The sequence below is a fragment of the Cycloclasticus pugetii PS-1 genome (assembly GCF_000384415.1).
Classification (GTDB): domain Bacteria; phylum Pseudomonadota; class Gammaproteobacteria; order Methylococcales; family Cycloclasticaceae; genus Cycloclasticus; species Cycloclasticus pugetii.
The window spans coordinates 2140696-2165952 of record NZ_ARVU01000001.1 but is presented as its reverse complement, the minus strand read 5'-3'; the positions used below and the strand labels follow the sequence as shown (position 1 = coordinate 2165952).

Sequence of the window (25257 nt, the reverse complement as noted above, 5' to 3'; positions counted from 1 at the left end):
CGTTAGATGGAACGTTTAGAAGGCTATTTTAGTCAGTGGGTTATTAAGTACCGTGGATGGATTATTGCTGTTAGCCTGTTAGTGTTGCTAGCGGCTGGCAATGGTGTGCAGTATTTAGGGTTTGATAATGATTACCGTGCTTTTTTTACCGATGATAACCCTGAGTTATTGGCTTACGATAAGGTTGAAAATACCTATACAAAGTCAGATAACGTCTTCATTTTAATTGAGCCAAAAATAGGCGATGTTTTTCAGCCAGAGGTGCTTAAGCTTCTCGAAGAGCTGACAACATCCGCTTGGCAAACCCCACATTCTAGACGTGTGGATTCGCTGCAAAATTTCCAGAATACCTATGCAGAAGACGATGATTTAGTTGTTGAGAGCTTGTATGAGGAAGCCGAAGATTTACTGGCTGTCGATATCGAAACAATTAAGCAAGTCGGTTTGTCAGACCCGTTACTACTGAAGAGGTTAGTCTCTGCCGATGGCCGAGTTACGGCATTAAATATTACCATTGAATATCCAAAAGTTGACGCGGATAAAGAGCTAAAAGACGTTGTGTCTAGCACACGTGACATGGTGGCTAAGTTTGAGAAGGCTTACCCTAATGTTAATTTTTATATTACCGGCATAGCGTTTTTAAATAATGCCTTTGTTGAAGCGGGGGAAAATGATTTATCCCTGTTAGTGCCGGTGAGCTTGCTCTTGATGGTTGTTATTATGTTTGTGTTATTACGCAGCTTTAGTGCAGTCATAGGCATTACATTAATTGTTGTTTTTTCGGATGTAATTGCCTTGGGTTTAGGCGGTTATGCCGGCATAAAACTAACACCTGCTTCTATTTCATCGGCGCAAATGATTATGGTATTAGCGGTCGCCAATAGTGTTCACTTATTAGTTACTTTTATGTATGGCTTGCAGCATAAAGTTCCAAAACAAGAGGCTTTGCTTGAGAGTATACGGATTAATTTACAACCTATATTTTTAACAAGCGCCACCACGATGATTGGTTTTTTATGCTTAAACTTTAGTGAATCTCCACCTTTTAATGATCTAGGTAACTTAGTGGCAGCAGGTGTGTTTGTGTCCTTCTGCCTGTCGCTAACGTTTTTACCAGCGATGATGAGTTATCTGCCAGTCCGTGTGAAAGCGGGGGAAGATATTGCTGTAGAACGTTTAGCATCTTTGTCTAAATTTGTTATTCGGTATCAAAATATTATCTTGTTAGTGTCAGCAGTGGTTGTGTTCATTGCAGCTTATGCAGCTACGTTAAATAAACCAGAAGAGCAATTTCTTAAATATTTTGATGAGTCTGTAGAGTTTAGAGGTGATTCTGATTTTGCTAATCAATCCGTTGGTGGCCTATTTCAAATATCGTTCTCTTTACCAGCTGAAGGTAAGGGCGGCATCAGTGATCCGCAATATCTAGAGCATTTAGCGCTGTTTGCCCAGTGGCTTAAAGAACAGCCAGAAATTATTAATACGTATGTTTTAAGCGATACCTTAAAGCGGTTGAATAAGAATATGCATGGGGATGACACCGCTTGGTATAAGTTGCCAGAAAGTAGAGAAATGGCTGCGCAGTATTTACTGTTATATGAAATGTCATTGCCCTATGGTTTGGATTTAAATAATCAGGTCAACATTGATAAATCAGCTACCCTTTTGGTAGCGGGTGTAGAGGAGATGAGTAATGTTGAGCTGTTAGATTTTGAACAGCGTGTGCAACAATGGATGCAGGACCATTTGCCCGCAAGTATGCAAGCAAAAGGTTCAGGGGCGATTTTAATATTTGCCCATCTGACAGAAAAAAACATCAAAAGCATGCTTAGTGGTTCTATATTGGCGTTAGTGCTTATCTCGATGATTCTAGTTTTTGCACTTCGTTCTATCAGAATTGGCTTTTTAAGTTTGGTGCCGAATTTGGTCCCCGTCATTATTGGTTTTGGTCTGTGGGGCTTATTGTATGTTGAGGTGAACATGGCCTTGGCATCGGTCGTCAGTATGACTCTGGGTATTGTGGTAGATGACACGGTGCATTTTTTAAGTAAGTACTTACGTGCCAAGCGTGAAAAGGGCTATAGCACTGAAGAATCGATTACCTATGCGTTTACCCACGTTGGCAAAGCGTTAACTATTAGTACACTGATCCTTAGTGCTGGCTTTGGTGTTTTAATGATGTCACCTTTTGCGCTTAATTCAGACATGGCCACGTTAACTACATGGATTATTGTGATTGCGTTAGTGGTGGACTTGCTGTTGTTACCTATTTTATTACTCAAACTAGATAAGGAAAAAATATGAAAAAATTAGTCAGTTTATTGGTGCTTTTGTTGCCGTTAATGGCCAGCGCGCAAACGCCGGAAGAAAAAGGTATGGAAATAGCGGTAGAAGGCGATAAGAGGGATGCCGGTTTTGGCGATATGACGTCAGATATGGTGATGACACTGAAGAATGCAAACGGTGATGTCAGTATTAGAAAGATGCGATCTAAAAACCTTGAGGTAGAAGGCGACGGCGATAAGGGCTTAACTATTTTTGATGAGCCAGCTGATATTAAAGGCACTGCTTTTTTATCCTTCACGCATATTTTAGAGGCAGATGATCAGTGGTTATATTTGCCAGCTTTAAAACGAGTAAAGCGTATTTCATCTAAAAACAAATCAGGCCCTTTTATGGGTAGTGAGTTTGCCTTTGAAGATTTATCATCCCGTGAGGTGGCAAAGTTCAGCTATTTGTACTTACGCGATGAAGTCATTAATGGTGAAGAGGTGTTTGTTGTTGAATCTAAGCCTAACTATAAGTATTCAGGATATACGCGTTTAATTGCTTGGATTAGTAAAGAAAAGTATCAACCGTTAAAAATTGAATATTATGACCGTAAAAATACCTTGTTAAAAACGACGACAGCAACCGGCTACCAGCAGTACATGGGTAAATATTGGCGCCCTGATTCATTAAACACAGTAAACCATCAAACAAAAAAAGAGACGCGCTTGGATTTTTCAAACTACGAGTTTCAAAAAGGTTTGTCTGATCGTGACTTTAATAAAAGCAGCTTAAAACGAGCGCGCTAATAACTGAGTACAAGTAATGAGCTTTAAAAAAGCAATGGTAGGCGGCCTGTTGGTAGGCGGGGTCGCCTTCTTATCGTCCGGTTTCGCAAGCGAGTGGTCTGGGTATGTAGCGGGGGAGTATCGCTATTTCACGCAGTCAGCTCTAGATCAGCAGCAGTTTAATGATGCAAGCGTATCGTTTTCAGCCGCGCCGGAGTTTTATCACAGTTGGAATGATGGCGATGATGCTTTTATCTTTAGCTCATTTTTTCGTTGGGATGAGCAAGATCCTCAACGCACACATATAGATTTGCGTGAGCTGATGTGGATTCATGCCGAGCGAGACTGGGAGGTGCGCTTAGGCGTTGGCAAAGTGTTTTGGGGGGTGACCGAATCACAGCACTTAGTGGATATTATTAATCAGTCCGATATGGTTGAAAACTTTGATGGTGAAGATAAGCTTGGGCAAACCATGCTTAACTTGTCGCTTATTAAAGACTGGGGAACAGTTGATTTGTTTGTACTGCCGGGTTTTAGAGAGCGAACTTTTTCAGGCAAAGAGGGGCGTTTTCGCCCAACACCGGCGATAGACGATCATACCGCTTATCAATCTGATTCTAAGGATAAGCATGTGGATTATGCTGTGCGCTGGAGTCAAACGTTTGATGATTGGGATGTTGGGGTCTCCCACTTTTATGGCACGAGCCGTGAGCCAAGAATTATTCCTACAGCGACCGCGGGTGGTATCGCGTTGGTTCCTTTTTACGACCTTATTAATCAAAGCGGCCTAGACGTACAAGCAACGCTCGATGAGTGGCTTTGGAAGGTTGAATTGATACACCGTAGTGGACAAGGTGAAACATTTAACGCGTTTACAGGTGGTTTTGAATATACTTTCGTGGGTGTTATGGAATCTGCTGCTGATGTTGGCCTGATAGCGGAATATTTGTACGATGATCGCGGTGCAGACGTTGCTTTTGATAATGATATATTTGTGGGTGCTCGTTTAGCAATGAATGACGCGGCGTCAAGTGAGCTATTATTTGGCGTTATTGCTGATGTTGACCAAAACACTCAGTTCTATAGCCTTGAGGGAAGCCGGCGTATTGGTGTTAGTTGGGTATTAAGTGTAGAGGCGCGATTCATATCCGCTGCTAGCAATGATGCACTTGCACCTTTTCGCCAGGACGATGTTATTCAACTGGAGTTTGCACGCCACTTTTAATCAACCCTTGTTGCCGATTTTTAATTGCTAGCCGCTTTTGCTAAGAGGCGGCTATCAACAGTTTGCACCAAAATAGGTTGATGAATGCTCGGCTTTGATGCAGAATCGAAAAATTAAATTAATAATAAAAGGTTTTGTATGAAATTAATAACAGCCATTATCAAACCGTTTAAATTAGAAGATGTGCGAGAGGCTCTATCTGCTGCGGGATTTGAAGGAATTACTGTAACAGAAGTTAAGGGTTTTGGCCGTCAGCGCGGTCATACAGAATTATATCGTGGGGCTGAATACGTCGTTGATTTTTTGCCAAAGGTAAAGTTAGAGATTGCGGTTTCGACAGAGCAGTTAGACAGTGCGATTGATGCAATTATTAATGCGGCGAATACTGGGAAAATTGGCGACGGCAAAATTTTTGTAACGAATCTAGAAAGAGCGATTCGAATTCGTACCGGAGAAACAGGCGTTGAGGCTTTGTAAATGAAGATCAGGGGAATTGATAGTTGTCTCTTTTTAAGTCTGTTGTTTTTGCCGACTTTAGCCAGTGCTGAGGAATTAAACGGTGCCAATACCGCATGGATTTTAACGTCTACAGCACTTGTGCTTTTTATGACCATCCCCGGCCTATCAATGTTTTATGCGGGACTGGTACGTACTAAGAATGTACTGTCTGTGTTTATGCAGTGCTTTATGATTACCTGTGTCTCGTCTGTATTATGGTTAATTGTCGGTTATAGCCTTGCGTTTGGCGAAGGTAATGCGTGGATTGGTGATTTATCAAGGGTGATGTTTTCTGGTATTAGCCGTGAAACGTTGTCGGGCGATATTCCAGAAGCATTATTTGCAATGTTCCAGATGACCTTTGCGGTTATTACTCCTGCATTGATCGTGGGTGCCTTCGCAGAAAGAATGAAATTTTCTGCGATGCTGTTATTCAGTGCTATCTGGCTGTTGGTTGTTTATGTGCCCGTTACCCATTGGGTTTGGGGTGGTGGTTGGTTAAGCGCATTGGGTGTTTATGACTTTGCCGGTGGTATTGTTGTGCATATCACAGCCGGTGTTGCGGCCTTAGTGGCAGCACTTGTTATTGGCCCTAGGAAAGGCTTCCCAGCAACAGCAATGCCTCCTCATAATTTAACAATGACGATTGCTGGTGCAGGTATGCTCTGGGTGGGTTGGTTTGGCTTTAATGGTGGTAGCGCCTTGGCTGCCAGTGGTGATGCAGCAATGGCCATCATTGTGACGCATATTTCCGCCTCTATGGGGGCCTTTACCTGGATGGCTATTGAGTGGAAAAGATTTGGCAAACCCAGTGCTTTGGGTGCCGTTACTGGGATGGTTGCAGGGTTAGGTACGATTACACCTGCGTCAGGTTTTGTGGGCCCAGGTGGTGCGCTTATCATTGGTTTGTTGGCGGGAATGGTTTGTTTTGGCGCCACACAGTACATTAAGCGTGTGTTGAAGATTGATGATTCATTAGACGTTTTTCCCGTGCATGGTGTTGGGGGGATTTTGGGGTCCTTAGTGGTCGCTGTGTTTGCATCCACCCAGTTAGGTGTTTTTAGCGGTTATGGTTTTGCCGATGGTATTACATCAATAGCAGGCCAGTTATCTGTTCAAGCAATTGGTGTAGTAACAACCATCGTGTTTACAGCTGTCTCCACCTACATTATTTTGAAACTTGTTGGTGCTTTAACCGGCGGTCTGCGAGTGGATGAAGAAGCGGAGCAGCAAGGGCTGGATGTTGTTTCGCATGAGGAAACGGGTTACAACCTGTAAACAAAATAAGCGAGATAAAAAGCCCGGCTTAGCCGGGTTTTTTATGCGAGGTCTGGACACGCTATAAGAAAAATTAGGAGAGCACGATGATTAAATTATATGGTTACCCAAGGTCGAGAAGCACGCGTGTAGTTTGGATGCTGGAAGAGTTAGGTGTCGATTATGAGTACATCAAAATAGAGTTGTTAAAAGGAGCTGGGCAGGCGGAGGATTATCTAAAGGTTCACGCAGATGGCAAGGTGCCTGCGATTGATGACGACGGTTTTGTACTAACAGAATCAGCGGCTATTATGACGTACTTGGGAGATAAGTATCCCGCGTCAAACTTAGTGCCAATGCCAAATAGCAAGCAAAGGGCAAAATATGACGAATGGTGTTTCTTTGTGCTCACAGAGTTAGAGCAGCCATTATGGACGACTGGAAAGCATACGTTTGTTTTTCCTGAAGAGAAGCGTGTACCAGAAATTCTTGAGATTGCGCGTTGGGAGTTTTTAAAAGCTTGTAAGGTATTGGCGCAGCGTTTAGAGAATAAAACGTTTGCCTTAGGTGAGTCGTATTCTGCAATTGATATTCTAGTGGCGCAGACGCTTCTTTGGGCAAAGGCGTTTGATATGCCCACCGGCTCTAAAGAGTTAGACGCTTACCGTGACCGAATTAGCGCAAGGCCATCACTTGGTAGAGTCGTGGATAGAGAGACGGCGGCGAATTAATAATAAATTCTGGTCTATTCTTAGACTTAACTTAGGTGCTACAATAGTGAGTTCATTCAAACTACTTAACTTTCGGTGTAAGCGTGGAAGCGATGTTTGGATAACATTTTATTAACTTAACCTTCGTAGACTTATGACTGACTTATCCAAATACAGAAATATTGGTATTTTCGCCCACGTGGATGCGGGTAAAACCACCACGACTGAACGTATCTTAAAATTAACCGGCAAAATTCATAAAACGGGTGAGGTTCACGATGGTGAAGCGACAACTGATTTTATGGAGCAAGAAGCTGAGCGTGGAATTACGATTCAATCTGCAGCAACATCTTGTGAGTGGAACGGTCACCGCATGAATATTATCGACACACCGGGACACGTTGATTTCACTATCGAAGTGTATCGTTCATTAAAAGTACTTGATGGTGGTGTGGGTGTTTTCTGTGGCTCTGGTGGTGTTGAGCCCCAGTCAGAAACAAACTGGCGTTATGCGAATGAATCTGAAGTAGCGCGTGTTATTTTTGTAAACAAGCTAGATCGTATGGGCGCTGATTTTTACCGTGTGGTTGATCAGGTTGAGAATGTGTTGGATGCTAACCCATTAGTCATGGTGCTACCGATTGGTATTGAAGATGACTTTACAGGTGTTGTTGATTTGTTAACACGTAAAGCATACGTTTGGGATGATTCTGGTCAGCCTGAAAACTACACAGTAAGTGAGCCTCCAGCTGACATGGCTGATAAGGTTGAAGAATACCGCGAAAAACTGATTGAAATGGCGGTTGAGCAAGACGATGACTTGATGGAAGCATACCTTGAAGGTGAAGAACCTTCTATGGACGACATCAAACGTTGTATCCGTAAAGGAACCATCGCACTTGACTTCTTCCCAACATATTGTGGTTCTGCCTTTAAAAACAAAGGTATTCAATTAGTATTGGATGCAGTTGTAGACTTCTTACCGAATCCAACAGAAGTGAAACCTCAACCAGAAACAGATGACGAAGGTAAAGAAACAGGTAATTTTGCGATCGTTGACGAAAAAGGTCCATTACGTGCGTTAGCGTTTAAAATTATGGATGACCGTTTCGGCGCATTGACGTTTATTCGAGTTTACTCAGGCATGATGAACAAAGGTGATACGGTTCTAAATACCTTTACAGGTAAAACAGAGCGTATCGGTCGATTGGTGGAAATGCACGCCGATGAACGGATTGAATTAGAAGGTGCGACAGCGGGTGATATTGTGGCTGTGGTGGGTATGAAAGATGTACAAACGGGTCATACATTATGTGACCCTAAAAACCCAGCAACCTTAGAACCAATGGTATTCCCTGATCCAGTTATCTCTATTGCTGTATCACCGAAAGATAAAGGCGGTTCAGAAAAAATGGGTATCGCGATCGGTAAAATGATCAAAGAAGACCCATCCTTCCGCGTTGAAACTGACGAAGATAGTGGTGAAACTATTCTTAAAGGGATGGGTGAGCTTCACTTGGATATTAAAATTGATATTCTTAAGCGTACACATGGTGTTGATGTTAGCGTGGGTAAACCACAAGTGGCGTACCGCGAAACCATTACTAAGCGCTTAGAGGATAGCTACACACATAAGAAACAATCAGGTGGTTCAGGCCAATTTGGTAAAATTGATTATGTTCTTGAGCCAGCTGAAACAGGCGAAGGTTTTAGTTTTGAATCAAAAGTAACCGGTGGTAATGTTCCTCGTGAATACTGGCCTGCGGTTGAAAAAGGCTTCGAAAAGCAAATGGCAAAAGGTGTGTTAGCGGGCTACCCTTGTGTAGACGTTAAAGTCACCTTAATGGATGGTGGTTTCCATGCAGTGGATTCATCAGCCGTTGCGTTTGAATTAGCAGCGAATGGTGCGTACCGTCAATCTATGCCTAAAGCGGGCGCGCAGTTAATGGAGCCGATCATGAAAGTGGACGTGTTCACACCAGACGATCACGTCGGTGACGTTATTGGTGACCTTAACCGTCGCCGTGGCATGATCAAGTCTCAAGATGCGGGCGCAACAGGTGTACGTATTAAGGCTGAAGTACCACTTAGCGAAATGTTTGGTTACATTGGTGACTTACGTACGATGACATCAGGCCGTGGTCAGTTCTCTATGGAGTTTGTTCACTATATGCCTTGTCCTAAAAACGTGGCTGAAGAAGTGATTAAAGAAGCCAAAGAGCGTGAAGCTAATAAATAAGTTAGTACGCGGTAAATAATAAAAGGGCTGGTTTTTACCGGCCCTTTTTTATGCAACACTATAAAATAAACGTATGAAGGTATTAATTGTCGCCGCTCTTTGGCCAGAGCCTACATCGTCTGCAGCGGGCCGGCGAATGATGGATTTATTAAAGCAGTTTCACGCGCAAGGCTGGTCCATCACCTATGCTTGCACAGCAATGGCATCTGAGCATTGTTACCCGCTTGAATCGCTCAATATTAAACGACAAAGTATTGCGGTTAATGATGCTAAATTTGATGTATTTATCAGCAATTTATCGCCAGATATCGTTCTGTATGACCGATTTATGGTGGAAGAACAATTCTCCTGGCGGGTAGAAAAGCATTGCCCAACAGCGATGTCGATGCTGGAAACATCAGACCTACACTGTTTACGCAGTGCACGTGAGATAGCAGTAAAAAAAGCTAGGGATTTTAATCAGGCTGATTTAATGAACGATGTCGCTTATCGAGAGATTGCGAGTATTTTGCGTACAGACCTAACATTAATTATCTCAAGCTATGAGATGACGTTATTGAGCTCGGTATTTAAAGTGGATGAGTCCTTGATTCATTACCACCCCTTTATGGTAGATACTAAAGATGCCCAGAATAAGGCTAACAATTGGCCTAGCTATGAAGAGCGCAACGGCTTTATCTGTATTGGTAATTTTAAGCACGCGCCAAATTGGGACTCTGTGCAGTATTTAAAGCAAGAAATATGGCCGCGTATTAGGCAACAGTTATCGGCAGCAGAGTTATTCATTTATGGTGCCTATCCACCCCCCAAAGCGTTTCAGCTGAATAAAGAAAAAGATGGTTTCTATATAAAAGGACGGGCAGATAATGTGGAAACCGTGATGCAACGTGCGCGAGTATGTTTAGCGCCGTTGCGTTTTGGAGCGGGCTTGAAAGGCAAATTATTAGATGCGATGGAGAACGGTACACCGAGCGTTACCTCATCAGTAGGGGCAGAGGCTATGCATGGAGATTTGCCATGGAACGGTTTTGTTGAAGATGAGCCGCAGGCGTTTGCAGACTTAGCAGTGAAGTTGTATACAAATAAGTCGATGTGGCAAACATGCCAATCGCAAGGTATGGATATATTGCAACAGTGTTATTCATCAACACGGTTTATGCAGCCGCTAATAGAAAGGATTATATCGGTGAAAAATCAGTTAGCAGACCATCGCCTGCAAAACTTTCAAGGTGCTATGCTGAAACATCATTTAATGAAAAGCACAAAATACATGTCTCTTTGGATAGAAGAAAAAAATAAAAGAAAAGAATAATTATGGCGAAAATCATGGTGATGGGGTGTGGTGATGTAGGTACGGGGTTAGCTGAAAGGCTGGCGGCGACAGGGCATGAAGTTACTGGGGTGAGAAGAACCTTGCAGACTCAGTCCTCAGATATTCATTTTATTCAGGCGGATCTGACAAACGCTGAACAGGTGGGTGCGTTAGACTTTAATGTTGATGGCCTTGTTTATATATTGTCTCCTACAGGGCGAGACATTTCTGCATATAAAGATGTGTTCAAAACAGGGGTAGAGCATGTGCTGAGTGCATTAAAGCAGCAAAACCCTACACTACCGATTTTTTTTATATCATCCACAAGGGTATATGCTCAGCAACAAGGGGAGTGGGTGAGTGAGCAGTCAGCGACAGAGCCAATGGATGAAAGAGGGCGGCTTTTATTGCAAGCTGAAGATCAGTTTTTAGCGTTTAATGAGCATGCAACAGTGATTAGGTTTTCTGGAATTTATGGGCGTTCAAACTACTTTATAAATCAGCTTAAAAGAGGCACAGAGATTCAAAAAGTCCCTCCATATTATACAAACCGAATTCATCGAGAAGACTGTATCGGCGTACTTGAATTTTTGCTAACTAAACAGTTGAATGATGAAGGCTTAGAGCGTATTTATTTGGCCTCTGACCTAGATCCTGCCGAAAAATGGAATGTGGCAAGCTATATCACAAAAAAACTAGGGTTAGCCTCTTGTAGTGCAAAGATATTAGATAAAACGGCTAGTCGTAATAAGCGAATAGATAGTCGGCAATTAACCGAGGGCGGCTACCAGTTTAAGTATGCGAGCTATGAACAAGGCTATGAGGCTTTGATGAATGAAGAACGCTAAATCAATCGTTATATTAACCGGTGCAGGGGTATCGGCGGAGTCAGGCATTAAAACCTTTAGAGCCAGTGATGGGCTTTGGGAAGAGCATAGAATAGAAGAGGTGGCTACGCCTGAAGGCTTTGCAAGAACCCCGGCATTGGTTCACCATTTTTATAATATGCGTCGGCAGCAGTTATTAAGTGATAAGGTGAAACCAAATGATGCGCACCTTGCAATCGCTGAGCTAGAAAAAAACAATGAACTGTCTGTATTAGTGGTAACGCAGAATATAGATAATTTACATGAGCGAGCAGGCACAAAAAATATTATCCATATGCACGGCGAGTTATTGAAGTGTTTTTGTAAGCAGAGCGAAAAACGATTTACAGTTTATGAAAATTTAAATGAAGACTCGGTGTGTGAGTGCTGCGGGCAACAAAAGACCCTGCGACCAGATATTGTTTGGTTTGGCGAAATGCCCTATCAAATGGATGAGATTTACAGAGCGATTATCGAATGTGACTTGTTTCTGTCAATAGGGACATCGGGCAATGTATATCCTGCTGCAGGTTTTGTAGAAATGGCTAATCAAGCCGGAGCCCATACAGTAGAGCTTAACCTTGAGCCCTCTCAAGTTGAGTCAGAGTTTAAAGAAAAAATCTATGGCCCTGCAAGTGAAGTCGTTGCAAGCTACTTACGCCAATTAATGTAATTTAATAGCGGTGTCAGGGTAAGGCTGTAACTCGTTTAATGGAACGGACATGCCATCTGGCATGACGATACGAGCGTGGTGCCGGTGTAAGCGTCTTGGCCCTGAAACACCGCACGAATGAGCAATAGTAGACACCTCTTTAACTAAGTTCTTTTGATAATTAGCAACGCGATTTGCTTTATTCGCTGGATCGAGACCACGTTGTAGGTCACGGTTGTGTGTAGTGATGCCCGTTGGACAGGTGTTTTTATTGCATTGCAGGGCTTGTATGCAGCCGAGAGCAAACATGAAACCACGCGCTGAGGTGATAAAGTCGGCGCCTGCGCACAAAGCCCAAGCGACCTCAGCAGGGTTAATACGTTTGCCGGAAGCGATAATACGAATACGTTTACGAAGGCCATATTTAAGAAGGGTATTCTCAACCGCTGGTAATGACTCAGTAAGCGTTAGCCCGACATTATCAATTAATGACATAGGCGCTGCACCGGTTCCGCCATCGCCACCATCAATAGTGATAAAGTCGGGAGCGGATTCTTCGCCACGAGAACAGATTAATTCACACAGCTCCTCAAGCCATTGCCACGAACTGACAACGGTTTTAAAGCCAACCGGTTTGCCGGTTACATGGCGGACATGTTCAATTAAATCCAAAAGCTCAGTGGTTGAATTAACATCAACGTGACGGTTTGGGCTGATTGAATCCATACCGGCGGGTATGCCACGAATATCGGCAATTTCTTGGCTGACTTTTAAACCGGGTAAAATGCCTCCCTTTCCTGGTTTAGCCCCTTGGCTGAGCTTAATTTCAAACATTTTAACTTGATGGTGTCGGGCAATCGATTCGAGTTTCTCATCACTTAATTGTCCGTGCTGATCGCGAACGCCATATTTAGCGGTACCAATTTGAAAAACCAGGTCACAATCACCTTCCAAATGGTAAGGGGACAGGCCACCTTCGCCGGTGTTATACCAACAGCCGGCTTTTTTAGCGCCGTGTGAAAGCGCCTGTACTGCAGGCTTGGAAATAGCGCCAAAACTCATTCCCGAAATATTAAAAACCGATGACGTTGAATATGGTTTGTTGCAATAGGGGCCTATCATGATTGGGCCTAAGGCAGCGTTTTCATGTTCCAGTTTTGGAAAGGGGCAATTAACGAAAATAATAGCACCGGGCTGTCGTAGGTCTTTGGTTGAACCAAAAGCTACGGTGGCATCTAAATTTTTTGCAGCCCGATAAACCCAACTTCGTTGAGCGCGGTTAAAAGGCAGTTCTTCACGGTCCATGGCAAAGAAATATTGTCGAAAAAACTCACCTCCCTTTTCAAACAAGAACCTAAAGCGGCCTATGAGCGGGTAGTTTCTTAAAATAGTCGATTTTTTTTGCGTGCGGTCTTTGACGTAAAGAATAACCGAAAGTATGAGGAATGCGGTCAACGCAAAGACAAAGGCAGCACTTAAGAACTCAATGGATCTTGATAAATAAAGTGCAATATTCATTGAAAATAGACTATCCATAATTTAATTATCCCTTAAATTTTTTAGCAATCCAAAAATCTAAACTAAGGTATTTTCCCGCACCCATAAAAAATAGTACAAGTAACATGATGAAATAAGTGCTCGCAAATTCAATACCATTATTCAAGATAACGACACTACCATTCTCGGTGAGCCAGTTGTAATTCCCGTGTTCATGAAGAATCTCTTTTGCAACGTTGAGACGCTCAACAGCGCCACGAGTTCGCTCATTGGCAAACAAGCCGCCGCCTTCAGCAATGGCTAACCAACCATTGGGTAAATGCACGGTCACAGCAGCAACAGCCATGGTGATCATTAACGGAATAGAAACCCACCTAACAGCAAGGCCAATAAGTAAAAGAACGGCGCCAATAATTTCTACCCAAGTTGCAGCAGCAGCCATAAAATAGGGGAAAGGTAAGCCCAAGCCATAATCAGCATTGCCAAACCAGTCGACAGTGCTATCAAAAGCCGCTAATTTTTGGGTGCCAGCGAGCCAAAAAATGGGTGCAAGATAGAGCCTTAATGCCAACGGTGCCAAAAAATCCACTGAGCGAGTACTATCTAAGACAGATTGAAGTTTGTTAATACATTTAATCATGGGTAGTCCTTAATTTATTTCGGTCAGTAAAATAGACCCATTGATAAACTAAGTTCTTTCTGCCTCGTCTGTTAACGCGTTTAACCGTTGTTTGTGGCGTAGCCAAGCGCTAGCACCCGCACCGGTTAGGATGCACCAAACAGCAAACAACGCACCGGGTAAGGCTGTTTCGGGGGAAAAGTGTTTAAGGGCAAGTGCCACGCCTAAGCCAGCATTCTGCATGCCGATTTCTATCGCGAGTGTTAAGCGATAAGGGCCGCTAAAGTGAGAAAACTTTGCAATGCTCCAACCGAGTAAATAACCCAGTGCATTGACGGAAATAATAACTAAAAACAACTCAGGGGTAATGCTATTTAAACGGTCGTGGTTAGCAGCAACGGCATAAGCGCAGATAATAATAATGGCCAGTGAAGCCATAGAAGGGGCGAACTCAATGAGCGGCCTTGCATGTTGACCTAGGGTTTTTCTAATCAGCATGCCAAAGGTGAGTGGCAGTAAAACCGTTAGTAAGATGGTTTTCATCATCGGCCAAAAGGGAATTGGCAGGTAAGTGCCGCCTAACCATTCAACTAATAATGGAGTTAAGGCAGGCGATAAGAATGTTGCTATGGTGGTGAGCGTGACAGAGAAAGCGACGGCTCCGCCGGCCAAGAATACGATAACATTACTGGCCATTGCGCCGGGTGCGCAACCGACAATAATAACGCCTAAAGCTATTTCTGCTGGTAAACCCGCCAACCAAGCGGCGGTCGCGCCGAGTAGGGGCATAATACTGTATTGGCTTAAGATACCAATTAAGATCGGTTTGGGAGTTTTTATTGTTGTTTTTAATTCATCAGGTTTTAACACTACGCCCAAGGCAAACATAGAGGCGGCAAAAAACCAGAGAAAATAATCTTTAAAAATTAAAAAAATAGCGGGTTGATAAAATGCGATCACAGCGCATATGAGCGTTAGTGGCGCCATGCCGCGAGAAATGAGGTTAAGTAGTTTCATGGGCTTAAGGATAAGTGTTTAGCAGCAAATAACACAGCTATTTATGGATTAAACGCGGCAATAGCAGTGTGGGTTCGATAGTATTTTGTATGTGGACTGTGGTTTATGCAATAGAGAGTAAAGCGGTTGATAAGGGCATTAAAAGACTATCGCTTAATTTAGCTGCCTCCTTCATCAATTGACGGGCTGGTTCGCCATCCTGTAACCAATATTACGCATGGTTAATGAGCGGCCAGTCGCTAGCTGTAAGTGCTTATAGTGCTCACAGGGAAGTGAGGACTAAGTGATTTTCTACCTAATAAGAAATAATTAGCTTGCTTAAATAGGCAGGTAACGTCATCGTCTCATAGAAGCTAAGTATTGCAGCGTTAGTTACAGGTCAAACGGCTCGTTAAGTATTTTTTCAACCGGTAAGTTTTTCAAGCGAACGTATTGAGGGAGGCCATTAACATAAGGAGGAGAGTCTTCACCCATAATTAAAGGTCGCAAGTATTCTTCACATTCAGGGGTAATGCCAAAGCCATCTTCACTGATGTAATGCGCAGGAAGCATTTGCTCAACATTAGCAACGTCTTTTAATTCGCCAACACCTATTTCCCATTGGTATGGATTATTGCTGGTGCGAACAATGGTTGGCATGACAGCGGTTTTTCCGTTAAGCGCAAGCTCAACCGCGGCTTTGCCCATCGCATAGGCTTGGTCTACATCGGTTTTAGAGGCGATATGGCGTGCGGCACGTTGTAAATAATCTGCCACAGCCCAATGGTATTTGTAGCCATGGGCAGTTTTAATCATGTCAGCAACTACCGGAGCGACACCACCTAGTTGGGCATGACCAAAGGCATCACGGGTGCCAGCTTCCGCTAAAAACGTTCCGTCAGGGTTCCTAACTCCTTCAGAAACAACGATGCAGCAGAAGCCATGTTTTTTAACAGTGCTCTCAACTTTGGCTAGAAATTTTTCTTGGTCAAACGTAATCTCAGGAAACAAAATAATATGTGGTGACTCACCTTCTCTTTCAGCTGCCAAGCCACCAGCTGCGGCAATCCAACCCGCATGCCGGCCCATTACTTCAAGTACAAATACCTTGGTTGATGTGCGTGCCATTGAGGCAACGTCAAAGCCAGCCTCACGTATTGAAACTGCCACATATTTGGCAACGGAGCCAAATCCTGGGCAGTTATCAGTAAGCGGTAAATCGTTGTCGACAGTTTTTGGAATGCCGATACAACGCAAGTCATGTCCTAATGATTGACTTAATTGGGAGAGTTTATGCGTGGTGTCTTGTGAATCACCGCCGCCATTGTAAAAGAAATAACCAATATTATGAGCTTTGAAAACAGCAATAAGACGTTCGTATTCAGCGCGGTTTTCTTCAAAGCTTTTTAATTTATAACGACATGAACCAAATGCACCTGAAGGGGTATAACGTAAGGCGGCAATATCTTCATCAGACTCTAACGATGTGTCTATAAGGTCTTCGGTCAAGGCGCCAATAATGCCATTACGGCCTGCGTATACCTTGCCTATTTTATCGCCATGTTGACGTGCAGTTTCAATGAGCCCGCAGGCGCTTGCATTGATAACAGCGGTGACACCGCCAGATTGAGCGTAAAAAGCATTTTTAGTGGTCATATATCACCAGATAATTTGTAGAGGGCGCATTATAAATGCTGAATGATCATATCGTCAGCATATTTGAAAAACAGGGGTGATTAATAAGCTATGTAATGCGGGTTAGCCTGAACTTTTGTTTAGAATAACAGAAACAATTGGCGCTTAACGTTTAAGAATAATGCCAGATTTGCGCTATAGTTAAGAACGTCTGGCGGTGATGCGTTGACTTGCGTTAACGATTGAGTCATTGTCGATCAAAACCTACTTGAGAAGGTGTATAAGCATGTCGTTATCTAAACAATTACTGATTCTTATCTCTGCGCTATTTCTGATTATTTTCAGTGTGAATTTTGTATTGAGTGTAAACAATATAAGAAGCTATTTGGAAGGGGAGTCACAAATTCATGCGCAAGATACGGCGACCTCATTGGGCTTATCACTTAGCCCCTATATGGTGGACACTCAAGACCCCGTGCTTGAAACAATGATGAAAGCAATATTTGATCGTGGGTATTATAAGGAAATTAAGCTGGTTGATGTGACAGGGCAGAGTTTGGTAACACTGAGGAATGATAAAACATTTGCCTCAGTGCCTCAGTGGTTTATTGATTTTGTGCCCATGCAAACAGCTCGTGCCGACAGTGAAATTAGTTCTGGTTGGAGTATCAGTGGTACTGTTTCGGTAACAATTAACCCTGGCTATGCGTATTTTAAACTTTATGAGCAAGTGAAAACGAGTTTCTATTACTCGCTTATGGTTTTTGCTGCATCGATTGTTTTGTTGTTGTTGGTGTTGCAAATAACCTTGTCTTCGCTGAAAAGAATTGGCGTCATGGCAGAAACGATATCGACAGGGCATTTCGATATGATTAAGCGCTTACCTTGGACAACTGAGGTTCGAAAGGTGGCTTTGTCGATGAATGTAATGTCTAAAAAGTTAGAACGTGTCATTCAAAACCTGAACACAAAACTAGAGAACATTGGGAAGAAACTTCAACTGGATGAGTTGACTGGGTTAAGTAAAAAAAGCAGTTTTGAACTGAGGCTGAAAGAAGTGCAAAGCTCACATGAAGAGGCTTTTGTTTTTATGATAAAAATAGATGCTTTAACAAGTTTAGTCAAAGAGTTAGGCCCTGATACGATAGATCAATTTATTAAGGATTTTGCTGAAATATTAAAATCAAAAACGAGCGTTGACTCTTCGGTGGATATCGACGCATATCGTTTTTTTGGTTCAGAGTTTGTGTTGTTAATGCGCGGTGCAACAGTTGATCAGTCAGAAAGATTAGCTCGATCATTAAGCACTTCATTTACTGAATTGGGCGAGCAATATAATAAAAAAGATATCGCACATATAGGCGTTGCGGCCTTTGACCCATTTAGTCCGAAAAACAATATTTTGTTGGCTGCTAATGAAGCGTATGAACAAGCGCAGCTTATTGGTGCTAATAGCTACTACCTTCGAAAAGGTAAAGATCGAGCGAAGGATATGGCTGAATGGAAGGAGTTGGTGTTTGATATTGTTGATAATGATGACTTTAAAGTCTCCTATGTCAGCACAACGGAGAACCTCCAAACGGCGGATGTGTTGATGCAAGATGCCTTTTCTGAAGCACTTGATAAGAATGGTGATGTGCTTTCAATTGGCACCTTTGTTTCGATAGCCGAAAAGTTTGTAAAGATTGTAGACCTCGATAAAGGGGTGGTGTCTCGAGTCATTGATCATATCAAAGAGAGTAATATTTCCAATCAAATAGCCATTAACTTATCTAGCAGAACGGTAAAGAGTAGTGATTTTAGGGGCTGGTTGACAGTTTTGTTAAATCAAAACCAGGCGGTTGCAGGTCAGTTAGTTTTTAGCTTGTCGGCGTATGCCGTTAATAAAGAGATCGGTGTGTATAAAGAATTTATTCACTTTATACGTAAACATAATGCCAAGGTTCTTATTAAGCGATTCGAGACGCAGTCAATGTTGCCCCAGGCAGTTAAAGAGTTAAAGCCTGACTATATTCGTCTAGCCCGAGACCTTGGTAACGGTATTGCGCAGGATGTTGAGAAACGTGAGTTTGTAAAAACAATGCTTGAAATAGGAGAGTTATTAGATATTCAGGTGTTAGCAGAGAATATTCAGGCCGATGAAGACATTGCCTGTTTAACAAAAATGGGTGTTTTAGGCGCTAGTCGTTAGTCTATAAAACGATTGATCTGCTATATGAACACGATCTGCCAACAAGCGTTTGCCAACAGGGGTTCTAAGCGTCCGTGCAGCGCTTGGTTACAGCTTATCGTTTTTTTGTTTTGCTTGGTGGTTGTTGTGGTCTCTCCAGCGGCACTAAATTTTAGTTCAGAGCTTATCGCCAAGGTGGAAATGAAATATGGTAAGCATGCGTCAAACAGGGTGTTAGCCTGGCAAGGGCTGATTCAGTCGGCAAAAAATCTACCTGAAAAAGAAAAACTGGAGCGGGTTAATGACTTCTTTAATCAACAGCTTGAGTTTGTGGATGATGATGAGTTATGGGGATTAGTTGATTATTGGGCAACACCATTAGAGGCCTTATCTAAAGGGGCGGGGGATTGTGAGGATTACTCAATTGCTAAGTATTTTACGCTTATTGAGTTGGGTGTCCCAGACAGCAAGATGCGAATCACCTATGTGAAGGCCATTGAGTTGGATCAAGCACATATGGTGCTGACGTACTTTGAAAAACCAGGCAGTATTCCAGCGGTGTTAGATAATTTAAAACCAGCTATTTCTCCGGCATCTATGCGGCGAGACCTATTACCTGTCTATAGCTTTAACGGTTCGGGTCTATGGTTGGCAAAGTCGCGAGGGACCGGAAAGAAATTGGGAGGTTCGGATCGTTTAAATAAATGGGGAGGTTTGAAAAGCAGAATGAGAGTTAATAAATTCTAGTTCTCTAATAGGAATTTGGATTATATGTTTTAAAAGTAAGTCAAAAAAAAGACCATCAACAAAAGTTAATGGTCTTTTAGTTTGTTTACGTTAGTAACTACTCAGGGGCTGCTGAATAAGTAGGCGTTACTTTTCCTCTTTGTGAAGCGCCAATCCAAGGTTGAACCTCGGGTAAGATGGCAGTCTCTTCAGGTAATGAAATGTTGAGGTAATTATTTAATGCGCCTGCGCTGGCAAGGATTCTGAATTGTGAGAATAGCTCGTCGTATTTCGCATTAGTATAAGCACTTTTAGCAACAAACATTTCGTTAGCAGAGTCTAGTAAATCTAATAGTGAACGACGACCAATATTAAATTGCTTTTGGTAAGCTTCATTACTTTTAATGCTTGAATCACGGTGGCTTTCAAAAAACGCCATTTGATTTTTCACCGTTTGATGAGCAATCCATGATAGTCGCATACTTTCTACGGCTTGGCGGTATGTGTTATCTCTTATACTTTTTGCCTGATTGACCAGTTGAGCGGTTTCTTTACGACGAGCAGCATCTTTACCACCGTTGAATAAGTTGTAACGCAAGCGAAGCATTGCAGAGGCATCTTCATTGACCTCTTCAATACCATCAATATCTTTGTTGTGCGTAGCGCTGAGCTCAAGATCAACACGTGGTAAAAAGGCTGTTTTTGCTGTTGCGTGCTGTGCAATAGCGGATTTAATATCTGAATTTGCTGACTTTAAAATGGGGTGGTTAGCAATGGCGCTATCAACCGCTTGGTCGAAGGTGGCTGGTAAGGCGTCTTCAGGTGGAGTGATGGGTTCTAACTCGGAAGGTAAGCGGCCAACTATTCTTAAATAAGCGGTCTGAGCGTCTTTTAAATTACCCACTTCTGATAAAACATTTTTTTGCGCTAGTGATAAACGGCCTGTTGATTGCTCGACATCTGCCCTGCGCCCAACACCACGACTACTCCGTGAGGAAATTTGTTCGTTGGTGCTTTGGTGAACCGCTAAGTTTTCTTCAGCTAATGCCAATAGTTCTTCGCGACGTAAAACATTAATATAGGCTTCAACCGCGTTGAGGGCAGTAATTTCTGCTTGGCCAAAAACTGTATAAGCACGAGAGTTTGTTCTAGCCGTTTGGCGGTTAACCTCACTGGCCGTCGCAAACCCGTCGTAGATCATCTGTCTGACTTGGATAGAGGCTTCATCTCTACCAAGAGATTTTGACTCAGAACCATCTGCCTTTGTTGAAGAGTTGAAAGAGCGCTCCCAACCAGCACCAACAGCAATGTCTACAGTTGGAAAGTAGCCAGCTTTAGCCTGACTGATTTCCTGCTCAACGGCTAAACGTTCAGATTTGGCAGATTGAATTTGTGGGTTTTCATTGATAGTGTGTTGAATTGCATCTTGCAATGTCTCAGCACTTGCTGTGCTTAAGCTGAGTGCCAACAGACCACTTACAGCTATTTTTAGTTTAAGACTCATAGTTCCCTCTTGCTTTAATATGTGGTGTAAAAATAGGTATCTATACCAAATTATACGGCTGAATTTAACGTAAGCACCAAGTTAGGTCAACTATATTCTTTAATATATAGGGCGAGGTGTAACCTGTCAGAGACACCAAGTTTTTTAAAAATAGATGTTAGGTGAGCTTTGACGGTACGTTCTGATATGTTTAGGGCTGTTGCAATAGCCTTGTTGCTTTCCCCATCTCGAATCATATTCGCAACATCATTTTCTCGTGACGACAATGTTGCCAATAGAGCAGAAGATTCAATCGATTCGGTGTTATTAACTGCTTCAAGTGGCTGAGGTTTCATTTTGACCAACGTACCTATCACCCGCGGCACAAGGTGACGCTGAATCCATATGTCTCCCTTTATTATACTGTTGACGGCCTGCACTAGAAGCTTTGCGGGTTCAGATTCACCGCAATACCCGGCAGCGCCATGGACGAGGGCATTAATTTGCTTATTTTCTGACCAATTTTTCCCTACCACCAAAATGCGTGCTGAAGTTGAGGTTAATGTAGAGGTTAAATCTGCGTCAGTGTCGACCTTTTTTGAGTCAATGACGACAACTGAAGCGTTACTTAATTCCTTTTTGCTGGTGGCCGTAAAAATGTCAAAATGACTGATTAAGGCGTGAGACCAGAGTTTCACAATATCAGGGTTGTCTGAATAAATAGCGATGCGGTGCATTTAGCTCGCCTCTTTAGAGTCGGTGATCAGTGCTAGTCGCTTGGAATAAATAAGATTGTTGCTTGGCAACCACATGTTAACGTTCCTTGAGTGCGCGTTCTTTCGCTTTTAAAATGGGTTTAAGCAAGTAATCTAACACAGTTTTTTTGCCCGTTAAAATATCGACATCTGCTGTCATGCCAGCAATAATGCTTAGCTTTACACCATTTCTTTCAAGGTAATTCTTTTTAGTGCGCAATCGAATCATATAGTAATTTTCACCATCTTCTTCATTGGTAATGCTGTCGGCGCTAATATGCTCTAGCTCTGCTTCAAGTCCACCATAAATAGAAAAGTCATAAGCTGTTAGCTTCACCATGGCTTTTTGTCCTGGGTGAAGAAAAGCAATGTCGGCGGGGCGAATTTGCGCTTCAATTAACAATTGGTCGTCAATGGGGACAATTTCAACTAAATCCATACCGGGTTGGATGACACCACCAACAGTGGTGACCTTTAGTTGTTTAATAACACCTTTCACAGGTGAAAGTACACGTGTGCGTGTTACTCGGTCTTCTAGCGCAAATGTCGATTCGCTGGTTCTATCTAGCTCTGCTTTGGTCTGGTTTAGCTCTTCGAGAGCCTTTGTTTGGAAGCGCACCTTGGTTTCATGGAGTTTATTTCTGGCCTCTGTTAATTGGCCTTTTAGGCTGTTCGCTTCTCGTTTGATACGAAGGAGTTCTACTTTAGACATGGCGCCTTCATCTACCAAAGGCGCAGACATTTCCAGCTCTTCCTGTAACAACGCATAGCCACGTGTATATTGGCTTATTTGTTCTTTTATTGTTTGGGTGGCGGCATTTAATTCTTTGCGTCGAGACTTAAAGAGTTGCACTGCATTTTTAGCAATCTCAGGGGCGTTTTTTAATACATCATCAGGAATAACCAGGGTTGTATTGTTGACCTCAGCGGTTAACCGAGCTGTTGCTGCTAGTAATTCGTGATATTTGAGTTTTGTTTCATTTAAAGAGGAGGCAAACCTAACTGCATCAAGTTGTAACAGGGCTTGGCCTTTTTCGACGGTTTCACCCTCACGAACTAAAATTTCAGCCAGAATACCTCCCTCTAAATTTTGAATAACTTGAATATGGCTTGAGGGGGTTGTTTTGCCCGAGCCACGAGTCACTTCATCTAGTTCGGCAAAATTAGCCCAAATAAGGGCAATGATGACAAAAATAAAACTTATCCATAAAATCAAGTGGCTTTGAATGGATGCGCCATAGAGGCTGGCTGCATTTACATCAGTTACGTAGGTCTGATTTTCGGCGTGTTGCTTGTATTTCTTTTTAACGGTTGAAATTTTATTTAACATTATTAGTTTGAAACCTTGATTTGTCCTTTTTTCAATGCTTCTAGGACTTTATCTTTCGGGCCGTCGGCCATGATTTTAGCGCCATCGAGTACGATAAGGCGATCTACAAGTGATAGTAAGGAAGCTCGGTGAGTTACTAAAATAAGGGTTTGGTTGTTTAACTGCTCCGATAGTTTCTCTTTGAAGCGCGCCTCGGTGCTATTATCCATAGAGTTGCTGGGTTCATCCATAATGAAAATAGGTGGCGATAGTAACAAAGACCGAGCCACGGCTACACTTTGACGTTGTCCGCCAGATAAAGACGCGCCTCGTTCACCAACGGGCATATCAAATCCCTCGGGGTGACGATTGACAAATTGGGTAACACCGGCGATTTCAGCAGCGTGTAAAATAGAAGCGTCGTCAGCGTAGCGTGAACCCATTGTAATATTGTCTTTAACGCTACCAAACATCAGCGAGATGTCTTGCGGCACGTAACCAATTTGGCGACGAAGGTCAGACGGGTCAATTTGCCGAATATCTGTTCCGTCTATCAAAATGGACCCTTCTTGAGGTTCGTACATGCTGAGCATTAGTTTTTCAATAGTGCTTTTGCCAGAACCAATACGACCGATAAAGGCGATTCGTTCACCGGCTTTAATTTTGAATGAAATATTATCCAGTGCTTTAACCGGTTGTTCGGGGTAGCTAAATGAGATGTTTTTAAACTCAATATCACCCTTAAACGTTGGGCGGTGTAAATATTTTTTACCCGGTTCGCGTTCAACCGGTAACGACATCATATTAGTCAGTGTATCCAGTGATGTACGAGCTTGGTGGTAACGGGTTAGCAATGAGGCGACCTGTCCTATAGGTGCTAATGCACGACCTGTTAAAATGGTGCAAGCAATTAATCCACCGGTTGTAAGTTCACCTTCAGATATTTTGTATACACCAAAAATCACTACCGATACAGAAGCCATCTGAGTTAAGAAGGTGGTTAAATTGACAGCAATAGATGAGTAAAAGCGTGACTTAAGGCCTAGACGAGAAATCTGCCCAATATTTTGTTCCCATTTGCTTTGCATTTGCCCTTCAGCACCAGCGCTTTTGATCGAGTCTAGATTGTTAAGCGACTCAATCAAGGTGGCGCCTTTTTGAGCAGAGTGTTTAAACAGCTCGTTAATAGTGTTCTTAAGAGGTTTTTGCACAGCTATGCCACCCAAAATAGCCAAGGGCAAAATAGTTAGTGGCACAAACGCTAAGTTACCACCGATCATATAAATAACCGCAATAAAAATAAATAAGAAAGGGAGGTCAATTAAAGTGGTTAGTGTGGCAGAGGTTAGAAAGTCTCTGAATGACTCAAATTCGCTAAGATTGTTGGCAAAAGCACCGACCGATTTAGGGCGGTTTTCCATTTTAATGCCCATAACTTTTTCGAAGATGGTCGCTGAAAGAATAATGTCTGATCGTTTGCCTGCAACGTCAATGAAATAGCCTCGAAGTGCTTTCATAATAAAGTCGAAAATAAATACAATAGCGACGCCTATCGCCAGTACCCATAGTGTTTCAAGTGCATGATTGGGTACGACACGGTCGTATACGTTCATAATGAACAGTGGAGACGCCAGAGCGAATAAGTTAATGAGTAACGAAGCGGCTAGCGCCTCGCTATATATTGGCCAAGATTTAAAAATAACATCCCAAAACCAATGCTTTGCTTTAGGGATAACAGAGTTGGCTGTTCTGCTATCAAAGGTGTGCTCTGCTTGAATAAAAAAAGCAGAACCAGTGTAAATTTCGTCTAATACGCTAAGACGGACTGTTTTTTCACCGCTGTCTGTTTCCGGTAAAATAATGGTGCAGTTATCATCATTTTTGGAAATTAAAACGCAGGTTTTATCGTCATCTAGTAGCAAGATAGCAGGTAAAACTAAATTGGATATTTCAGCCAGTGGGCGGCGGATAAGCCCTGTTGATAATCCAGCTCGTTGAGCAGCTCGTATGAAAAGTGACGCATTAAGTTTATTGTCTACTAACGGTAAACCGGCGGTTAGCGAGTCAGCAGAATGAGGCGTGTTGAGTAGTTTGCAGACTGACAATAAAGCTAACAGCAGCGGGTCATCCTGGTTTGTTATGCCTGCCATATTATCCAACGGTTTTTTTAAAGTTGCTTCGGTCATCTTTTATCCACTTGATACGAAATAAGGCACAAAAATCCGTATTTTGTGCACTAAGTTTGATTAATG

The 25257-nt window shown here is 42.7% G+C and carries 20 protein-coding genes; 12 read left to right on the top strand and 8 right to left on the bottom strand.

Annotated elements, in window-relative coordinates; all coding sequences use genetic code 11:
* Positions 1–6: 6 nt before the first annotated feature.
* The 10 genes from CYCPU_RS0110570 (at position 7) to cobB (ending at position 11836) form a co-directional block, all read left to right on the top strand.
* Positions 7–2304: an efflux RND transporter permease subunit gene (locus CYCPU_RS0110570; RefSeq protein WP_020162686.1), complete on the top strand. Its 2298-nt coding sequence runs from the start codon at positions 7–9 to the stop codon at positions 2302–2304.
* Positions 2301–3077 carry an outer membrane lipoprotein-sorting protein gene (locus CYCPU_RS0110565; RefSeq protein WP_015006847.1) on the top strand — a complete coding sequence of 259 codons (777 nt, stop codon included), beginning with the start codon at positions 2301–2303 and terminating at the stop codon, positions 3075–3077. The genes CYCPU_RS0110570 and CYCPU_RS0110565 overlap by 4 nt, the downstream gene beginning before the upstream one ends.
* Positions 3078–3093: 16 nt before the next feature.
* On the top strand, positions 3094–4281 hold the full coding sequence (locus CYCPU_RS0110560; protein ID WP_020162685.1) for a hypothetical protein: 1188 nt from the start codon (positions 3094–3096) through the stop codon (positions 4279–4281).
* Between the two features lie 138 nt (positions 4282–4419).
* A complete protein-coding gene (locus tag CYCPU_RS0110555; RefSeq protein ID WP_015006845.1) occupies positions 4420–4758 on the top strand; it encodes a P-II family nitrogen regulator in 339 nt (112 codons plus the stop codon).
* Complete coding sequence (locus tag CYCPU_RS0110550) at positions 4759–6057, top strand: ammonium transporter (RefSeq protein ID WP_020162684.1); 1299 nt, start codon at positions 4759–4761, stop codon at positions 6055–6057.
* Between the two features lie 86 nt (positions 6058–6143).
* A complete protein-coding gene (locus CYCPU_RS0110545) occupies positions 6144–6767 on the top strand; it encodes a glutathione S-transferase family protein (RefSeq protein WP_020162683.1) in 624 nt (207 codons plus the stop codon).
* 133 nt (positions 6768–6900) lie between these two features.
* Complete coding sequence (gene fusA / locus CYCPU_RS0110540) at positions 6901–8985, top strand: elongation factor G (protein WP_020162682.1); 2085 nt, start codon at positions 6901–6903, stop codon at positions 8983–8985.
* 73 nt (positions 8986–9058) lie between these two features.
* The gene (locus CYCPU_RS0110535) at positions 9059–10297 is read left to right on the top strand and encodes a glycosyltransferase (protein ID WP_020162681.1); all 1239 of its coding nucleotides are present in this window, start codon (positions 9059–9061) and stop codon (positions 10295–10297) included.
* A gap of 2 nt (positions 10298–10299) precedes the next feature.
* The gene (locus tag CYCPU_RS0110530) at positions 10300–11145 is read left to right on the top strand and encodes an SDR family oxidoreductase (protein WP_020162680.1); all 846 of its coding nucleotides are present in this window, start codon (positions 10300–10302) and stop codon (positions 11143–11145) included.
* Positions 11132–11836, top strand: a complete 705-nt coding sequence (gene cobB, locus CYCPU_RS0110525; protein WP_020162679.1) for a Sir2 family NAD+-dependent deacetylase — start codon at positions 11132–11134, stop codon at positions 11834–11836. Before CYCPU_RS0110530 ends, cobB begins: the two co-directional genes overlap by 14 nt.
* Here the strand turns inward: cobB and CYCPU_RS0110520 are convergent.
* The 4 genes from CYCPU_RS0110520 to CYCPU_RS0110505 all read right to left on the bottom strand — a co-directional run bounded on the left by CYCPU_RS0110520 (position 11828) and on the right by CYCPU_RS0110505 (position 16583).
* Positions 11828–13351: an FMN-binding glutamate synthase family protein gene (locus CYCPU_RS0110520; protein WP_026362670.1), complete on the bottom strand. Its 1524-nt coding sequence runs from the start codon at positions 13349–13351 to the stop codon at positions 11828–11830. The genes cobB and CYCPU_RS0110520 overlap by 9 nt on opposite strands.
* A gap of 7 nt (positions 13352–13358) precedes the next feature.
* Positions 13359–13952: an HvfX family Cu-binding RiPP maturation protein gene (locus CYCPU_RS0110515; protein WP_020162677.1), complete on the bottom strand. Its 594-nt coding sequence runs from the start codon at positions 13950–13952 to the stop codon at positions 13359–13361.
* Positions 13953–14000: 48 nt separating this feature from the next.
* Positions 14001–14948, bottom strand: coding sequence for a bile acid:sodium symporter family protein (locus CYCPU_RS0110510; protein WP_020162676.1), 948 nt, complete (start codon positions 14946–14948; stop codon positions 14001–14003).
* Positions 14949–15320: 372 nt separating this feature from the next.
* Complete coding sequence (locus CYCPU_RS0110505) at positions 15321–16583, bottom strand: 6-phosphofructokinase (RefSeq protein WP_015006835.1); 1263 nt, start codon at positions 16581–16583, stop codon at positions 15321–15323.
* A 265-nt stretch (positions 16584–16848) separates the two neighbouring features.
* On the opposite strand from CYCPU_RS0110505, the gene CYCPU_RS0110500 reads away from it, so the two are divergent.
* Positions 16849–18753 carry a bifunctional diguanylate cyclase/phosphodiesterase gene (locus CYCPU_RS0110500; RefSeq protein WP_020162675.1) on the top strand — a complete coding sequence of 635 codons (1905 nt, stop codon included), beginning with the start codon at positions 16849–16851 and terminating at the stop codon, positions 18751–18753.
* A gap of 24 nt (positions 18754–18777) precedes the next feature.
* Positions 18778–19479, top strand: a complete 702-nt coding sequence (locus CYCPU_RS0110495; RefSeq protein ID WP_020162674.1) for a transglutaminase-like cysteine peptidase — start codon at positions 18778–18780, stop codon at positions 19477–19479.
* Positions 19480–19576: 97 nt separating this feature from the next.
* On the opposite strand, the gene CYCPU_RS0110490 is transcribed toward CYCPU_RS0110495, so the two are convergent.
* From CYCPU_RS0110490 to CYCPU_RS0110475, 4 genes are all read right to left on the bottom strand, one after another.
* On the bottom strand, positions 19577–20962 hold the full coding sequence (locus CYCPU_RS0110490) for a TolC family outer membrane protein (RefSeq protein WP_020162673.1): 1386 nt from the start codon (positions 20960–20962) through the stop codon (positions 19577–19579).
* A gap of 86 nt (positions 20963–21048) precedes the next feature.
* The gene (locus tag CYCPU_RS0110485; RefSeq protein ID WP_015006831.1) at positions 21049–21678 is read right to left on the bottom strand and encodes a response regulator transcription factor; all 630 of its coding nucleotides are present in this window, start codon (positions 21676–21678) and stop codon (positions 21049–21051) included.
* A gap of 76 nt (positions 21679–21754) precedes the next feature.
* Positions 21755–23026: an HlyD family type I secretion periplasmic adaptor subunit gene (locus tag CYCPU_RS0110480; RefSeq protein ID WP_015006830.1), complete on the bottom strand. Its 1272-nt coding sequence runs from the start codon at positions 23024–23026 to the stop codon at positions 21755–21757.
* A 2-nt stretch (positions 23027–23028) separates the two neighbouring features.
* Positions 23029–25191, bottom strand: a complete 2163-nt coding sequence (locus CYCPU_RS0110475; RefSeq protein WP_015006829.1) for a type I secretion system permease/ATPase — start codon at positions 25189–25191, stop codon at positions 23029–23031.
* Positions 25192–25257: the final 66 nt, after the last annotated feature.

Coding starts and splice junctions, on each gene's coding strand:
- CYCPU_RS0110570 (WP_020162686.1), top strand. CDS start 7: ATGGAACGTTTAGAAGGCTATTTTAGTCAGTGGGTTATTAAGTACCGT.
- CYCPU_RS0110565 (WP_015006847.1), top strand. CDS start 2,301: ATGAAAAAATTAGTCAGTTTATTGGTGCTTTTGTTGCCGTTAATGGCC.
- CYCPU_RS0110560 (WP_020162685.1), top strand. CDS start 3,094: ATGAGCTTTAAAAAAGCAATGGTAGGCGGCCTGTTGGTAGGCGGGGTC.
- CYCPU_RS0110555 (WP_015006845.1), top strand. CDS start 4,420: ATGAAATTAATAACAGCCATTATCAAACCGTTTAAATTAGAAGATGTG.
- CYCPU_RS0110550 (WP_020162684.1), top strand. CDS start 4,759: ATGAAGATCAGGGGAATTGATAGTTGTCTCTTTTTAAGTCTGTTGTTT.
- CYCPU_RS0110545 (WP_020162683.1), top strand. CDS start 6,144: ATGATTAAATTATATGGTTACCCAAGGTCGAGAAGCACGCGTGTAGTT.
- fusA (WP_020162682.1), top strand. CDS start 6,901: ATGACTGACTTATCCAAATACAGAAATATTGGTATTTTCGCCCACGTG.
- CYCPU_RS0110535 (WP_020162681.1), top strand. CDS start 9,059: ATGAAGGTATTAATTGTCGCCGCTCTTTGGCCAGAGCCTACATCGTCT.
- CYCPU_RS0110530 (WP_020162680.1), top strand. CDS start 10,300: ATGGCGAAAATCATGGTGATGGGGTGTGGTGATGTAGGTACGGGGTTA.
- cobB (WP_020162679.1), top strand. CDS start 11,132: ATGAAGAACGCTAAATCAATCGTTATATTAACCGGTGCAGGGGTATCG.
- CYCPU_RS0110520 (WP_026362670.1), bottom strand. CDS start 13,351: ATGGATAGTCTATTTTCAATGAATATTGCACTTTATTTATCAAGATCC.
- CYCPU_RS0110515 (WP_020162677.1), bottom strand. CDS start 13,952: ATGATTAAATGTATTAACAAACTTCAATCTGTCTTAGATAGTACTCGC.
- CYCPU_RS0110510 (WP_020162676.1), bottom strand. CDS start 14,948: ATGAAACTACTTAACCTCATTTCTCGCGGCATGGCGCCACTAACGCTC.
- CYCPU_RS0110505 (WP_015006835.1), bottom strand. CDS start 16,583: ATGACCACTAAAAATGCTTTTTACGCTCAATCTGGCGGTGTCACCGCT.
- CYCPU_RS0110500 (WP_020162675.1), top strand. CDS start 16,849: ATGTCGTTATCTAAACAATTACTGATTCTTATCTCTGCGCTATTTCTG.
- CYCPU_RS0110495 (WP_020162674.1), top strand. CDS start 18,778: ATGAACACGATCTGCCAACAAGCGTTTGCCAACAGGGGTTCTAAGCGT.
- CYCPU_RS0110490 (WP_020162673.1), bottom strand. CDS start 20,962: ATGAGTCTTAAACTAAAAATAGCTGTAAGTGGTCTGTTGGCACTCAGC.
- CYCPU_RS0110485 (WP_015006831.1), bottom strand. CDS start 21,678: ATGCACCGCATCGCTATTTATTCAGACAACCCTGATATTGTGAAACTC.
- CYCPU_RS0110480 (WP_015006830.1), bottom strand. CDS start 23,026: ATGTTAAATAAAATTTCAACCGTTAAAAAGAAATACAAGCAACACGCC.
- CYCPU_RS0110475 (WP_015006829.1), bottom strand. CDS start 25,191: ATGACCGAAGCAACTTTAAAAAAACCGTTGGATAATATGGCAGGCATA.